This is a genomic window from Corynebacterium sp. AOP36-E1-14 (assembly GCF_052377495.1).
Taxonomy (GTDB): Bacteria; Actinomycetota; Actinomycetes; order Mycobacteriales; family Mycobacteriaceae; genus Corynebacterium.
This window is the reverse complement of record NZ_JBQSWV010000007.1, coordinates 106,282-121,200: the sequence shown is the minus strand read 5'-3', so window position 1 is coordinate 121,200 and position 14,919 is coordinate 106,282. Positions and strand designations below refer to the sequence as shown.

Sequence of the window (14,919 nt, the reverse complement as noted above, 5' to 3'; positions counted from 1 at the left end):
TTCGGATGGACGTTGATCGGCAGTGCCAGCGCGATGACCAGCAGAGCGGCGCCGAGGATGATGGCGAGGTGGGAGAAGACCTTCTTCATGGGGGTCTGGTTCCTGTCCTGGTGTACGTCAACGAGCGGGGAATCCACAGCTACTTTACCTGCTGAAACTACGGCGTCGTGGAGGGACACGCCAGGAATCCGGCGCCGGTGACGGGGTTCACCGACGGGACGGGCGCGCGGGCCGTCCTGTCCACGGTAACCTGATCGGCGATGAGCCAGTCGATCCGGTCCCGGAAATCCTTCCTCCCCGCCCTGGAGGGGATGCGCGCGGTCGCCGCGTTGGGGATCATCGTCGCCCATGTGGCCTTCCAGACGGGCAACGACACCGGCGGGCTGGTCAACCGCATGATGGCGCGCCTGGACTTCTTCGTCCCGGTGTTCTTCGCCCTGTCGGGGTTCCTGCTGTGGCGCCGCCACGCCGCGGAGACCAGGTGGGGGGCGTACTACGTGAAACGTCTGGGGCGGATCCTGCCGGCGTACTGGGTGACGGTGGTCGTCGTCCTGCTGCTGTTCCCGGTCGCCTCGGAGGGCGGGGCGCCGGGCCCGGTGGCGACGGTGGCGAACCTGCTGTTGCTGCAGAACTACGTGCCGGACGGCCTGGTCGGCGGGCTCACGCACCTGTGGTCGTTGTGCGTGGAGATGTTCTTCTACCTGCTGATGCCGGTCCTCGCGCTGGCGGTGGGACGCCGCACCCGGCGGGTGCGGGTGGCGGCGATCGTGGCGGTGGGCTGCCTTAGCTACGTCTGGCCGTTCGTCGCGTGGCACGACGCGGCAGTCAACGCGCACATCATGCCGTGGGCGTTCCTGTCCTGGTTCGGGGTGGGACTGCTCGCCGCGGAGCTGGAGGGGTGGCTGCAGGACGCTGCGGGCGGGTGCCACGTGAGGACGGTGGACGCCGTGCGCCGCTGGGCGCGGCGACGGTGGCTGTGGTTGCTGCTCGCGGTGCTCGCGGTGCTCGTGGCCGCGCTGGACGGTCCGGAGGGCCTGGTGACGGCGGGGGACGGGGAGTTCGCCCGCCGTAACTTCTACGGCCTGGTCTTCGCCGCGTGCCTGATCGTGCCGTGGGCGGTGGCGCCTGCGTCGCGGGTGCTGGACTCGGCGGTGATGCAGGCGTTGGGCCGGTGGTCGTACTCGATATTCCTGTGGCACATGGCGATGTTGTCGCTGGTGTTCCCGCTGCTGGGGATCGGACTGTTCCAGGGGGAGATGCTGCTGGTGCTCGTGGCGACGGTGGTGCTCACCATTCCCGTGGCGGCGCTGAGTTACGCACTGGTGGAGGACCCCGCGCGCCGGGCGGTGAACCGGTGGTGGCAGGGGCGGGCCACCAGGTGACCGACGGGGTGACCGACTAGGTCGCCGACGGGCGCCGCGTTTGCGGCCTATCTTTCGTTGGTATGCGGTACTTCCGGGAACTGCGCGTGGGCGGATTGTATTTTACTATCGACGAGGAGCTCTCGATGCTTGTCGGAGATTCGCTCTTCCGTTTCTTTCAATTCCGGCGTCAACCAACCATGCGCCTGTGTGGATGGTTGAAATTTTAAGGATATCGAAATATGTAGGTCGGCGATACTGATTCTTCGGGAGTTACCGAGACACTTTACCGGAAATGTATTTCTAAAGCAATATCTCTGCATTCCATAAATACTTTGGCGATGGCGGAATTGCCGTCAAGCTTACGTGGTAACGAGCTAGGGTGAATAGCAGAAAAATACCCAGGCTGAGACCGAAATATGCCAGAAGTGACGTTTCTGTAAATATGCAGAAGAAAGTAGGAATGAAGAGGGCGATCGAGAAGTTGAAGAATGTAGCCTCCGCAATCTGTCGACTTATCGGACAGTTCGAAGCTTTCTCGACTATCAATAGTACGACTAAAATTCCAATCGCATACACTGTGACAGTGAATATCCCCCATATCTTCAGGTCTTCCATTGGTATTCCACCTATATTTCTTCTAGTTGAAACGGTATTGGGCGGGGTCTCTAGCTGCTCGGGCATTCATGTCGTCGCCTCATTGCGAAGGCGTCCCCGAGCTGTGGCCCCAGGGGAACCATGACTGGCGCCGTAGGTACCGTAAGTGACCCAAGGGTCGCGCCCGTCCGGGTCCTCGCCATTCCTGCCTTATTTTCTTCAGTGAGGGGCAGCGGCAGTGTCGCCAGCATGCTTCGGTTCGTTGGCTGTATCTGACACTCTCTAGTTAGCGAATATAATGTTGCCTGTCACGTCCAGCCGTCGGTTGGCTTGGGGATTGACGAAAACAGGGGCGAAAATAGGGGCACTGTACATTCAGTTTAAGTAAGCTGCGCCGGCCAGTGGAACCTGGTCTCGTCGTGTGACGGTCTAGCTGATCTTATCATTCTCGTTCCCGGGTCTCTTCGATTTTCTCCGGAAAAGGCTGGCCTACCTCGAAGTGCCTTGGCGGAGTAGGTCCACCAACCCAGTCGTCGAAGAAATTCATCTTCGGTACATCGCCTGGGTTATCACGTCGAGACCTCTTCTTTCTGCTCCAGATGATGAGCACTATCACTGGGGGCAGTGTTATCAGCGTACCCAACAGTGCGAGTAGTAGTGAACTCATTGTGCCCGTTCTTTAAGGGATCGGAAATTCTGCGATCTGATTGCCGAGCGGAATATCCATCGGTCCGCGGTTGACTTGCGTTTGTCACGGGATGGTCGGGGTCATTGCTGCTAGGTCGAGGGGCAGCGGTTGCGGTGATGCTCACCGCCGCCGCGGAGATCCTGCGGCTGACTTCGACGGGAGTGTTCCTCGTGAAAGTCTTGAAGTTATCGTATCGAACGCTACGGGATAAAAGCCAGGAGAATATCATCACAGTTCTACATCGATCTGATCTCTGTCTTGGGCGTGAACGGCACGGTAGGGGTCACCGGCCGGCTCACGGTGGCAATGGCGGGTGCCGCGCAGGAGATGCTCAACCGTCGTTGCCTGAGTCATGAACTCGGGTATCTGCGCTGGTGTACTTGGCGGAGTTGGGACAAGTCGCTTTTCACTCCCCGGCGACACCATGGTGGTGTCGACATGGCGGGTCAGAGAGTGGCGCCGTCGGGACCAGCGGGGTGGTGACTGTTCTGGCTTGATCCTTTGTCGGGATACAGAGGCTCGTGGGAGCGCGCTGCAGTTCCAGATGGGCGGCGTCACTGCGTAGGCGCTTCCGGATCCTACTTGATAGATCTATCAAGTAGCTATCAAGTAGAACTGTCGTCGCAGGTCACGGTGGGAGGCTACTTGTCATCCGACCTATCAAGTAGCTATCAAGTAGCCATCACGTAGGTGGCGCGCCCCGATGGTGAGGCTGCTTGACGGGGATCTGCCCGCAGGCGGTGGCGGTGAGGCAGGCGAGGAACAGCAGCTGCACCGTCCAGGAGTAGCCGGCGTAGTCACCGCCGCCCCACGGGGAGCGGACCATCAGGGCCGTGGCAATCCCGCCCAACACCATCGCCAGCGCCGTCGGACGGCTTACCCAGTGCACGACTCGGCGCACAGTGGGCCACACTCCCGACGCTGGCAGGCGGTTGACCAGGGCAGGACCCGCCAGACTGACGGCCATGGTCGCCACGGCCGCGCCCACGCCCGCCACACCGCCGAGTACGGCGGAGAGCGCCAGCACACCGGCTCCGACCAGAAGGCCACGGGCCAGAGGATGCGGACGACCCGTCGGGGCGTCGATGGAGACATCGCCCGTGGTGCTCGCCGCAGGGCTGCCGTTGACGCCGGCCCGGGAGCCGTGCCGCCGTGCCGTCCACAGTGCGGCCACCCACCCCAGCAGCAGCACCAGCGCCCCGAGCAGGCCGGCACCCAACCAGCGCTGGTAGGTGTCGGTGGCGGTGAAGTGCACGTCGAGAGCGGCGGTGATCTCCTCATCGCTCATGTCGTCGGCCAGCCCGGCGGGCACCACCCAACCCTGCTGCCAGCCGTTCACCGTCACCGAGTCCAGCGCAGTGCCGTCGAGCTCGGCGGTGCGGCCGTCGTTGACGGCGGTGGACGTCACCACGACCCGGTCGCCGGACGCTGTACTGTCTCCGGACGCCGCAGCGTCCTGCGTCGTGGCCCCGTCCTGCCTATTCAGGGCGATCCACCGGTCCCGGCTGCGGACCTCGTGCTCGCCGGCGTCGAGCTGCACGGTGTCCCCGCAGGCGACCGGGACCCCGTCGATGCTGCTCACGGTGTCCTCGCCGGCGGCGCAGCGGTCGGAGTCCACCTGCACGGTCACCGGCGCACCGGCGTCCGGCACGGTGACGGTGCGGCGCAGCTCGAACTCGTAGATCTCCTGGCCCAGCACCCACCGGTCGGGAACACCAGCACCATCAATACCGGCAGCGCCGGCGGGGACGACGATGTCGCGGCGTGGCGTCACGTCCTGCCCGCTGGCCATCTCGGTCAGGGTGATCTCCCCGAGCCCCGGATCGCCCCACGAGCCGACGATGCGCAGCTCCACCCGGTCGGCTTCCCCGCTGGGCAGCACCAGCGGACGGTCGGAGTCGTCGGCCTCGCGGTAGCCGGGGATGAGCATCGTCGTCGAGGCCACGGTGTCCCCGTCGAGGTACGTGGTGGCCTGCACCCGCACCGGGCTTCCGGCGGCGCGGGCCTCCAACGACATCTGCGACACCGGGCGGGCCAGGTCGAGGGTCAGCGTCTGGTTGATCGGCGAGCCGGTGCCCGGACGCCACGCGGTCTCGGTGACCCCGTCGACCGCGGCGGACGGCCCGGAGTACGCCTGCGCCCCGCCGAGCGACGTCGGGTCGGACGCCGAGGAGCTCGCCGTGATCCTCCCGTTGCTCTCGCGGACCTGCGTGAGCTCGGAGTCGTCGAGGCCGGTGGGGTAGTCGCGGGCGGGGTTGCGGGTGTCGCGCGCGTCGTCGACGGAGCGGATGTCGGACTCCGCGCCGACGACGTTGCCGTAGTTGTGCTCGCGCAGGGCCGGGGTGTCGGTCACCGTGTCCACGGCCGGCTCGTCGTCCGCCGAACCGTCCGGCAGATCCTGGCGCAGGATCCGGTCGCGCGGGGAACGTCCGGCCGCGGCGTCGGCCGCCGCCAGGCGCGGCAGCACCTCCGGCCCACCGGCGGTGACCTCCAGGTCCCCGGCGTCGACCACACGCGGGCCGGACGCAGCGGCGTCTGTGCCGCCTGTACCGTCCACCCGGAAGATCCTGATGTCGCCGTCACCGCCGCCTCCGTCGCCGAAGTCGGCGACCTCGCTGAAACCGTCGGACGCCGCGGAGTCGGTGAGCGTGCGCAGGACGGCCCGGGCACCGGGGGTGTCCGCGGTACGCGCCAGGTCGGTGCGCACCAGCACGAAGCCCACACCCTGCTGCGCCATCGCGTCCGCCAGCGCCGGGTTCGCCCCGGACGCACCCTCGGCGACGACCTCGCGCTGCAGGCCGTCCAACCCACGGATCGCCTCCGGCGGCACCAACGGCACCGCGTCGCGCACCACCCAGGGGACGTCCAGCAGCGCCTGCGCCGGCTCGTCGCGGGTGTTGCCCCACGTCTGACGGGCGGTGCGGGCCTCCGGGAGGATCATCGTGCGCGAGTCCGCCGCACCGTTGGCCGGGTCGTTGAGCCAGTCCGCGGCCTGCTGCCAGTACCCCGGGACCTGCCGGAAACCGTCCTCCGGCACCAGGCGTCCGGTCCACGCCGGCGCGCACGCCACCGCCACCACCAGCGCCACCGTCGTGCACGCCACCACCGGCCGGTTGTGCTCCGGACGCAGCCACGCCGCACGCTCACGCGGGACGTCCAGCCCGCCGAGCAGGTGGGCGAACCCCGCGATCAACGGCAGGTGCACCAGGGCGTCGAACTTGTGCAGGTTGCGCAGCGGCGCACCCGCACCGTCCAGGAAACTCTGGACGGGGCCGGCGACCGGGGAGAACGGGGAGGCTGCCACGCCGAACACCAGCACGCCGGCGCCCAGCATCAGCAGCCACGTGCCGGCGAAGGGCATCGGACGCGTACGGGTGGCACCGCGTGCGAAGCCGCCGCGCGCCAGACCTGCCAGCCCCAGCAGCGCCACGGCCAGCGTCGCCGCGACGAAGACCGCCTCGGTGGCCAGCGCGAAACCCGCCTCACGCTCGGTCGACAGGAACGCCGTCCAGCTCGTGGTGCCGCGCAGCACCTCACCCAGGTTGAACCAGTGCGTGGTCAGTCCCGCGGCCTCGATGTAGTCGGTGAACGGCGGGGAGTAGCGGCCCAGGATCAGCAGCGGGCCGACCCACCAGAAGCAGGCCAGGACACCGCCGGGAATCCACCAGGCGGTGAAACGCCAGGCCGTCCGGCGGCGCACCGCGGCCCCCGCGCCACCGGCGAACACCCCCTGCGCCAGCCACCACAGCACCGCCGGCACCACCGCGGCCAGCGTGGCCACCGCGTTGATCGCCCCCAGACACAGCACCGCCACGGCCGAGCCGAGCGCCGCGGCGGCGACCCGCCGGCTCGTCGGACGTGGGCCCGCCACCAGGATCCGCACCACCGGCAGCATGATCCACGGCACCAGCGCCACCGTCCACGCCTCCGAGGAGATCGCCCCCAGCGTGGTCAGGATGCGCGGGCTCAACGCGAAGAGCACCGCCGCCACCAGGCGTGACAGGCGCGACCCGGTGGCCGTGGCCTCCAGGAGTTTGAGTGCCCCGGCGAAGGCGAGGAACAGCAGCAGTGCCCACCACAGCCGTTGCGTCACCCAGTCGGGCAGGGGGTCCAGCAGGGCGAAGAACAGGCCCTGGGGGAAGAGGTAGCCGTAGGCCTGGTTCTGCAGCTGGCCCAGCGGGAAGACATCCGTCCACGGCGACAGCGCCTGCGAGAGGAAACCCCACGGGTCGGCCGTGAGGTCGTGCTTGGTGTCGGCGACGGTCAGCCCCGGTCCCTGGAGCAGGGCCACCACCAGCCAGAGGAGGCCGGCGAGGCCCCAGCCGCGGCGGGAGAGCGTCACACCTGTCGGTATCGTCTGTATCGTTCGGCGGCCGCTAGCGGCGCTCGCCGTACTGGATGGAGCCCATCACCGCGTCGTCCACCGCGATCTGGTTCGACGGCAGGTCGGAGGAGTCCGCGATGCTGCCGGCGAACAGGGCCGCGGCACCACCGAGCACGACGCCGACGACGGCGGAGGCGACGGCGGGGCCGAGCGTGCGGCGGGGCTGGGAGTCGGTCTCGGTCGGCATGGGTTATCCCGTCAGTGGGTCGGAGGCGTGTGGGGCGGCGGCGATATTCACCAGATGATACTACCTGGTCGGCGCGTCGCCCGAACCCGCGTCGGAGGCCGTGTCGGCGGAGTCGGCGGAGTCCGCCGTGTCGGTGCCGTCCTCGTCCTCGTCCTCGACGGGCGGGACGATGAGCACCGGGCGCCCGGCGTGCTTGACCAGGCTGTCGGACACGCTGGACTGCAGCAGCGAACGCCACCCGCTCAGCGCGCGGGAACCGGCCACGATGATGCTCACGTCGAGCTCACGGGCGGCGTCCACGATCGCACTCCAGATCGCCGTCGCCGACTCCACCAGGAAGGGCTCGGTGGTGAAGCCCTGCGCCTCGGCGAGGGAGACGCCCTCGCGGCAGATCGCCACCGCGTCGGAGTAGGCGGGGTCCTCGGTGTCGTCGGTGACCGAGGACCAGTCGTGCTGCATCATGCCGCTCATGCCGGCGGTGCGGGCCGCCTGACGGTGGATCGGCTCCCAGACGGTGAGGATGTAGATGTTGCGGGTCGACAGGAACCGCCCGGCGTACTCGATCGCCCCGCGGGCCTCGTCGGAGCCGTCGAAGGCGATGAGTACGGTGTCGCCCTCGAACGACCCGAGCGTGCCGACTGTCTCTGTGCTGGATTCGCTAGCCATGGCCCCGAGCGTAGTACGGTCGGGGTGCGATATGGCGGCACGGTGGTGAAGAAACCGTAAATTCCCTGGCAAACACTTCGCCGTGCCCCCGCCCCGACGATCCCACGACGATCCAGAGAGCCTGAGGCCCACCCGTGAGCGCTGTCCGACGCACCCCAGTCACCGTCCTCGCCCTCGCCGCCACCGGCGCGCTCGCGCTCGGCACCGCGGCGTGCTCCTCGCCGGACGCCGACAGTGCCGGGACCACCGCGGCGGCGCCCACCTCCGCCGCGGCGTCCGGCACGTCCGGCGCGGAGGAACCGGACGCGCAGGACGGTACGGACGCCGGGACGTCCTGCGTGGACGGTGAACAGGACGTGGCGCAGCTGGCGGCGTCCACCCTCGCCGTCGGTGTCGTCGGCTTCGACGACGCCGCGGCGGCCGTCGACGCCGGGGTGCGCCACATGTTCATCGGCTCGTCCACCGACCTGTCCATGCTCGACGGGCAGGGCGACCCGGAGCGCAGCGTCACCGCACTCAAGGAGCGTGCCGCGGCCGCCGGCGGGGAGCTGACCGTCTCCGTCGACGAGGAGGGCGGCCAGGTCCAACGCCTCGGCGAGATCATCGGCGAGCTGCCGGCCGCCCGCGAACTGGCGGACACCCTGAGCCCGGAGGAGGTCCGTGGGGTCTTCGCCGAGCACGGGCGCAAGATGCACGACCTGGGCATCACCATGGACTTCGCCCCGGTGGTGGACCTCGCCGGCGGGGAGTCGATCAGCGACAACGCCATCGGTGACCGGGCGTTCTCCGACGACCCGCAGGTCGTCACCGACTACGGGCGCGCCGCCGTCGACGGCCTGCTCGACGCCGACGTGACCCCGGTGATCAAGCACTTCCCCGGTCACGGCCACGCCACCGGCGACTCCCACGAGGGCACCGTCACCACCCCGCCCATCGAGGAGATGGGCGCCGACCTCGCACCTTTCGCCGAGCTGTGGCAGATCCCCGGAGTGGCCGTGATGGTCGGGCACATGCAGACCCCCGGGCTGGACGCCGGCGACGTCCTCGGCGCGGACACGCCGTCCTCGCTGAACCCGGCGGCGTACACGGCGATGCGCGACGGGCTGGACGGTTCCGGCCCCGGTTCCAGCCCCGGTTTCGATGGCGTCGTCTTCACCGACGACCTCACCGGCATGCAGGCCATCACCGACCTGCACTCCGGCCCGGAGGCCGTGGTCGCGGCGCTGAACGCCGGGGCGGACGCACCGCTGACGTCCACCGCGGCGGACGTCCCGGCGACCGTCGACGGCCTCGTCGCCGCCGTGGAGTCCGGCGACCTCGACCGGGCGCGGCTGGAGGAGGCCGCCGAACGGCTGTGCTCTGTGTGAGGTCCGGGGTGAGGTTTTTGCCGCCTCAGGTTCCGCCTCAGGATAATCTCCGGTTATTGTGAAGGGCGTGAGCAGTAGCAACCCGAACGACAACACCCCCGAGGCCACGACGCACCGGCGCAAGCGTCGGCTGTGGCCGGTGTGGACCGTCGCCGGCATCGTCGGCATCGGTGGGATCCTCTACGCCACCGACCTGATCATGACCGAGGGCAACGTGCCCCGCGGTGTGACCGTCGGCGGGGTCGATGTGGGCTCGATGTCCAAGGACCAGGCCGAGGCCCGGCTGAGGAACCAGCTCGCCGAGGGCGTCCGCGCCCCGGTGGAGGTCACCGCCGGCGAGATGTCCACCAGTATCGACCCCGCGAAGTCGGGACTGTCGGTGGACTGGGCGGCCACGATCGACCAGGCCGGCCAGCAGCCGCTGAACCCGGTAACCCGGGTGATGAGCTTCTTCGAGCAGCGTGAGGTCGGCACCGTGAGCGCCTACAACGACGAGCTGCTCGACAACACCCTCACGCGCGTGGAGCAGGACCTCACCCGCGACCCGGAGAACGCCGCGCTGGCCATCGACGACCGTGGCGCCGCCGACATCACCGACGACGTGCCCGGCCAGGCCGTCGACTCCGGTGAGCTGCGCGAACAGGTCCGCGACCACTGGCTCAACGACCAGCGCGAGGTCAGCGTCGACGCCGACGTCACCCAGGCCGACGTCCGGCGCGACGCCGCCGATGAGGCCGTCACCGAGGTCGTCGACAAGGTCACCAACGGTGACGTGGTCTTCGCCGGACGTGACGACACCGACGGTGTGCTGCGTCCGGGGGACATGGGGCGCATCGTCACCTTCGTGCCCGAGGACGGCGACTTCCGCGTGGACTGGAACCGCGACGCCGCCGAGGAGATCCTCGACGCCCAGCTCGGCTCCACCGAGGTGGAGTACCGCGACGCCGGCTTCAACATCAACGGGCGCGACGTGCAGGTCACCCCCTCGCAGGACGGGGTGACCATCGACTGGGAGAAGACCCTCGACCCCGTCGAGGACAAGCTGCTCGACACCGACGAGCGCCGTCACGAGGTCACCTACGAGGACGAGAAGGCCACCTACACCACCGAGATGGCGCAGCGTGCCAGCTTCGACGACGTGGTCGGCACCTTCACCTCCGGCGGCTTCGCCGACGACTCCGGGGTGAACATCCGACGTGTCGCCGAGCAGGTCGACGGGGCCGTGGTGCTGCCCGGGGAGACCTTCAGCCTCAACGGCTACACCGGCCCGCGTGGCGAGGCCCAGGGCTACGTGGACGCCGGCATCATCCAGGACGGTCACGCCGACACCGCCGTCGGCGGCGGCATCAGCCAGTTCGCCACCACCCTCTACAACGCCTCCTACTTCGCCGGGATGGAGGACGTGGCGCACACGCCGCACTCCTACTACATCAGCCGCTACCCGGCCGGACGCGAGGCGACGGTCTTCGAGGGCGCGATCGACCTGCAGTTCAAGAACACCTTCGACACCCCGGTGCTCATCGAGGCCAGTGCGGACTCCAGTTCACTGACCGTGGACATCCGCGGGGTGAAGGAGGTCGACGTCTCCTCCGACACCGGTGAGCGCACGAACTTCACCGACCCGGAGCGCATCGAGCTCTCCGGCGACAACTGCTCGCCGTCCTCGGGCGCGCGTGGTTTCACGGTGACCGACACCCGGACCGTGCGTGACCTGGGCGGCGCGGTGGTCTCGCGGGACACCACGACCACGGTCTACGACCCGGCACCGATCGTGACCTGCTCGGACTGAGTTCTAACCGGACCGTAGCGCGCAGGAAACTGACCGGTTACATGGTAGTTCTAGATTTGTAGGCAGTCCTCGGGAATGCCGGGGGCAACCCCTCATAAGGAGAACTATCATGGGTCTTGTTTCTGGTCTTGTCGGTATCGTCGGCGATCTTCTTCACCTGCTGCTCGGCGGTCTGTGACCTGATTTTCCGCTCTTTTTCCGGGGCCTGCGCGTGGCATTCAGCCACCCGCGGGCCCCTTTTTTCTGCCCTGGGGAGGGGATGGGCGGTCAAGTCCCCGGACGTGGTGGCTCCAGCGCCGTGGTGGGTGGCGCGGTGAGGGGCCAAGATCGAGCGTGGGGTGTTTGAATCCCCGGGTTCAGCCATCCCACGCTCGATCTTCGCCCCTGTATCCAGCAGCCGTCCCCGCACACGGTCGGGCCCGCCACCGGAAGGGAATTCCGGGGGCGGGCCCGATCGTTCTCGTTCTCATGTGCCGTCGACGACCATTTATAGGAGAGGTCCCGGGCGGTTTCCACGCGCGGCACCTGGAGAGGAGAGGAGAGAGCGGTGCGGCGTGGGCGTTGAGGGGTGCGGTGCCCGGGGAGGGCGTGGACGGCTGTTGAGTTGAGGAGCCAGCGGCGGCGGCCGGGGTGAGGTGGGGCGGGGACGTCCACGGCTAGAGACGCTGAGAGACACCGTTGTCGGACATGCCCGTCCACCTGCGTTCGAGGAGAGAACCGGGGGGCCCGGCCGCTCGTCGCTGGCGTGCCAAGAAGATAGGCAGGCCAGTTGGTCATCTGCAACGGCAGGAAACGGGCTCTGGGGGTGGCCACATGGCCACCGTCAACGATCCCCCCAAGGAAATTGACAGCATTCTTCCAGTACAGACGTACTATCGTTTTTCCGGAGCAATCGTTACGGGGCCGACGGGAAAGTTCTTCCGGGGGTGGAACTTCTCCAAGTATATGCTTAGCTCATTTTCCTGACATGATCCTTCAAGTTCGGGGAAATGAGCCGGTAACCGGGGCGTCGTCTGCAGGATGCCGGGACGCCGGGGCCCCTGACTTCCCTGAGGCCCCTGTGGCCTTCGCCGGACGCGTGTTCGCTCCCTCGCCGGGCCACGGGGCGATGAACAGTCCCGGCACCGGGCGCAGCACCCGCCAGACCAGCAGGGTGCCGGCCACGGTGAGCACGGTGAGCACCACGGTGCCGCCCGCGGCGGTCAGCGGGGTGGAGGTCAGCTGCGGGTCCGCGGTGAGCAGCACGCCGATGACGGGCAGGTGCAGCAGGTACACCGGCAGGGTGTTGCGTCCGAACCAGTCCAGGTGCAGCCACGGCAGGTACCGGGCGATGAGGGTGGCGGCGATGATGCCGGTGGCCATGCCCAGCACGGTCAGCGGCAGCCAGCACACCGACGTCAGGCCGATACCGGTCACGGTGGCCCCGGCGATGCCCGCGGCCCACACCCCGCCCACGGCGACGAGCAGCAGTACGCTGGCACGTCCGGCGACCGCGGCGATCACCCGGTGGCCGTAGACGCCGAACTGGAAGACCAGGAAGTGGGTGAGCGTGCGCTCCCAGGCGAAGTTGTCGATGCCCAGCCACCCGAACGCGACCGGCAGGGACACCACGGCGCCGATCCCGAACTGCAGCCACAGCGGCAGCGGGCGCATCAGCTTCACGGCGGCGTAGTAGATGGCCAGGGCGTAGATGAACCACGGGCCGTACGTGGGGTCGATCGGCACCTCGAGGATGCGCAGGAGGGTGTCGTAGCTGTCGTTCCAGGGGAACACCTGGGCGCTCAGGGCCCACAGGGCGCTCCACAGCAGGAACAGCCACAGGAACGGCCCGAGGCGGTTCTGCACCTGCCACGGCCAGGGCCGGTCGACGCGGCGCAGGAAGAAGTAGCCGGCCATGGCGAAGAACAGGGGCATGCGTACGGTGCGCAGCGGGGACATGGCGTCCAGCACGCGCGGGTCGTACCAGGACTGGTCGACGGCGGCGGTGGCGACGTGCATGAGAACGACGAGGAGGATCGCCGCACCCTTGACGGTGTCTATCCAGGTGACGCGGGAGGGTGGTGAGGACGGCGAGGAGAGAGTACGGGCTGACATGTGGATCCTTGGGGTGTGTGAGGGGGTGCGGGGTGTGTGGGGGGAGGCCTTCAGCAGTCGAGGGTCTTCATCGCGCGGCCCCAGCCGGCGGTCTGGTAGACGGCCTGCTTGAGGTGGTTGACCACGGAGCGCGGGCTCTCGGGACGGTTCACGGAGAGGTCACCGTCCCAGCACCGTTCGAAGTACAGGCGGACGCGTTCGACGTGTTCACGCCCGGTGGACAGCACCATGGCGGACTCCCAGCCGTTGTCCTCGGCAAGGTCGGCGAACTCCCGGGCCTCCCCGCGGGTGGTGGAGGGCTCGGGGGCGAAGCAGTGCACGCGCACGCCCTCCAGCGGGGCGCACCAGGCGTCGTGGAAGCGTTGCACGCCGGTGGGGTCGGAGATCACCAGGTCGGAGATGCCCTGCTCCTGGGCGAGTTGCCGGGCGGCGAGCGCATCGGACGGTGCGGCGCCGCCGACCTGCATGAGCACGTCGACGTCCGCCGGCAGCGGGTCGAGGCGCGGCAGGTAGATCTTCGTCAGGGCGAAGAACCCCCACAGGCACAGCAGGAACGCCAGCAGCAGGACGCCCACCGCACGCGCGTGGGCCCCCGTGGTGCGGGGGCGCAGATGTGTGCGGGGACGTGGGCGGGGCATTCAGGAGTTCCCCACCGGCAGCTGCCCGCTGCCCTCCCGGTCAGGACGCTGCGGCGCCGGCGCCGCGTCGGACGCAGCGTCGGATGCCGGGGCGTCCTGCCCGGTCTGCGCAGTCGGGGACTTACGCGCGGTGCGCGTGTTCGCGCCCTCGCCGGTCCACGGGACGATGAAGACACCGGGGATCCCGCGGATCACCCGCCAGATCAGCAGTGCGACCACCACGGTCAGTGCGGTGCCGAGCAGTGGCACACCCACGGCCACCGGTGTGGTGGAGGGCAGGTCGAGGTCGACGCTGTAGAACACGCCCAGCAGCGGGATGTGCAGCAGGTAGATCGGCAGGGTGTTCTTGCCGACCCACGCCAGGCGCAGGCCCGAGGCGTGCCGGTCGATCAGCACCGCCGCGGTCACGCCCATCGCCATACCCAGCAGGGTCACCGGGATACGCGCCAGGTTGTCCAGCCCCAGGCCCACGAAGAACAGGGCCGCGGTGCCGGCGCCCCACGCCGCGCCGAGTCCCAGCAGCCACCACACGTTCGCCCGGCCGGCCATGGACGTCAACGCCCGGTTGCCGAGTGCACCGATCTGGAAGGTGATGAAGTGGGTGAGCAGCGAGGTCCACACCCACGAGTCGACCGTGAGGAAACCGCAGGCCACCGGCAGGGACACCGCCGCGCCGATCACGAACTGCAGCCACACCGGCAGCGGACGCATCAGCTTGACCACCACGAAGTAGATCGCCAGGGCGTAGATGTACCACGGGCCGATCGAGGGGTCCACGAACAGCAGGACGAACTGGCGGACGTCCGTGCCGCCGTTGCGCTCGACGGGCAGGAACTGGAAGACCAGCAGCCACACCGCCGTCCACACGACGAACAGCCACAGGAACGGGCCGATGCGGTTGCGCAGCTGCCAGGCCCACGGCCGGTCCACCCGGCGCAGGAAGAAGAACCCGGACATCGCGAAGAACAGGGGCATGCGCACGGTCAGCAGCGCGGAGGTGAACATGGAGAGCTGGTCGCCGGACCAGGACTTCGGTTCGGCGAGGGCGACCGCGTGGTAGAGGACGACGAGGATCACGGCGATGCCCTTGACCGTGTCGATCCAGGTGAGCCGTGTGAGGGGCGGCATGGGGGCTCCTAGCGGGGGAG

General features: G+C 68.4%; 10 protein-coding genes. 3 read left to right on the top strand and 7 right to left on the bottom strand.

Annotated features, from left to right (window positions below):
• Nucleotides 1-260 precede the first annotated feature (260 nt).
• Nucleotides 261-1,382, top strand: coding sequence for an acyltransferase family protein (locus tag ACT3TD_RS05265; RefSeq protein WP_301442580.1), 1,122 nt, complete (start codon nt 261-263; stop codon nt 1,380-1,382).
• Nucleotides 1,383-1,664: 282 nt separating this feature from the next.
• Here the strand turns inward: ACT3TD_RS05265 and ACT3TD_RS05260 are convergent, their stop codons facing one another.
• The 4 genes from ACT3TD_RS05260 to ACT3TD_RS05245 form a co-directional block, all read right to left on the bottom strand.
• Nucleotides 1,665-2,045 carry a hypothetical protein gene (locus tag ACT3TD_RS05260; protein ID WP_301442581.1) on the bottom strand — a complete coding sequence of 127 codons (381 nt, stop codon included), beginning with the start codon at nt 2,043-2,045 and terminating at the stop codon, nt 1,665-1,667.
• Between the two features lie 1,283 nt (nt 2,046-3,328).
• The gene (locus ACT3TD_RS05255) at nt 3,329-6,988 is read right to left on the bottom strand and encodes an alpha-(1->3)-arabinofuranosyltransferase domain-containing protein (RefSeq protein ID WP_444614813.1); all 3,660 of its coding nucleotides are present in this window, start codon (nt 6,986-6,988) and stop codon (nt 3,329-3,331) included.
• Between the two features lie 34 nt (nt 6,989-7,022).
• Entirely contained in the window at nt 7,023-7,217 is a 195-nt protein-coding gene (locus tag ACT3TD_RS05250; protein ID WP_301442583.1) for a DUF2613 domain-containing protein, read from the bottom strand.
• A 60-nt stretch (nt 7,218-7,277) separates the two neighbouring features.
• Complete coding sequence (locus ACT3TD_RS05245) at nt 7,278-7,883, bottom strand: universal stress protein (RefSeq protein WP_301442584.1); 606 nt, start codon at nt 7,881-7,883, stop codon at nt 7,278-7,280.
• A 134-nt stretch (nt 7,884-8,017) separates the two neighbouring features.
• Here ACT3TD_RS05245 and ACT3TD_RS05240 point away from each other — a divergent pair, with 134 nt between their 5' ends.
• Complete coding sequence (locus ACT3TD_RS05240) at nt 8,018-9,250, top strand: glycoside hydrolase family 3 N-terminal domain-containing protein (RefSeq protein ID WP_444614812.1); 1,233 nt, start codon at nt 8,018-8,020, stop codon at nt 9,248-9,250.
• A 199-nt stretch (nt 9,251-9,449) separates the two neighbouring features.
• Nucleotides 9,450-11,039 (top strand): VanW family protein, encoded by a 1,590-nt coding sequence (locus tag ACT3TD_RS05235; RefSeq protein ID WP_301442586.1) that lies wholly within the window; start codon nt 9,450-9,452, stop codon nt 11,037-11,039.
• A 975-nt stretch (nt 11,040-12,014) separates the two neighbouring features.
• Here the strand turns inward: ACT3TD_RS05235 and ACT3TD_RS05230 are convergent.
• Genes ACT3TD_RS05230 through ACT3TD_RS05220 form a run of 3 tightly spaced genes read right to left on the bottom strand, consistent with a single transcriptional unit; the run spans nt 12,015 to nt 14,899 of the window.
• Nucleotides 12,015-13,133: an acyltransferase family protein gene (locus ACT3TD_RS05230; protein ID WP_441579111.1), complete on the bottom strand. Its 1,119-nt coding sequence runs from the start codon at nt 13,131-13,133 to the stop codon at nt 12,015-12,017.
• Between the two features lie 50 nt (nt 13,134-13,183).
• Nucleotides 13,184-13,771 carry a hypothetical protein gene (locus ACT3TD_RS05225; protein WP_301444291.1) on the bottom strand — a complete coding sequence of 196 codons (588 nt, stop codon included), beginning with the start codon at nt 13,769-13,771 and terminating at the stop codon, nt 13,184-13,186.
• A complete protein-coding gene (locus tag ACT3TD_RS05220) occupies nt 13,772-14,899 on the bottom strand; it encodes an acyltransferase family protein (RefSeq protein WP_441579112.1) in 1,128 nt (375 codons plus the stop codon).
• Nucleotides 14,900-14,919 lie beyond the last annotated feature (20 nt).

Coding starts and splice junctions, on each gene's coding strand:
- ACT3TD_RS05265 (WP_301442580.1), top strand. CDS start 261: ATGAGCCAGTCGATCCGGTCCCGGAAATCCTTCCTCCCCGCCCTGGAG.
- ACT3TD_RS05260 (WP_301442581.1), bottom strand. CDS start 2,045: ATGCCCGAGCAGCTAGAGACCCCGCCCAATACCGTTTCAACTAGAAGA.
- ACT3TD_RS05250 (WP_301442583.1), bottom strand. CDS start 7,217: ATGCCGACCGAGACCGACTCCCAGCCCCGCCGCACGCTCGGCCCCGCC.
- ACT3TD_RS05245 (WP_301442584.1), bottom strand. CDS start 7,883: ATGGCTAGCGAATCCAGCACAGAGACAGTCGGCACGCTCGGGTCGTTC.
- ACT3TD_RS05235 (WP_301442586.1), top strand. CDS start 9,450: ATGACCGAGGGCAACGTGCCCCGCGGTGTGACCGTCGGCGGGGTCGAT.
- ACT3TD_RS05230 (WP_441579111.1), bottom strand. CDS start 13,133: ATGTCAGCCCGTACTCTCTCCTCGCCGTCCTCACCACCCTCCCGCGTC.
- ACT3TD_RS05225 (WP_301444291.1), bottom strand. CDS start 13,771: ATGCCCCGCCCACGTCCCCGCACACATCTGCGCCCCCGCACCACGGGG.
- ACT3TD_RS05220 (WP_441579112.1), bottom strand. CDS start 14,899: ATGCCGCCCCTCACACGGCTCACCTGGATCGACACGGTCAAGGGCATC.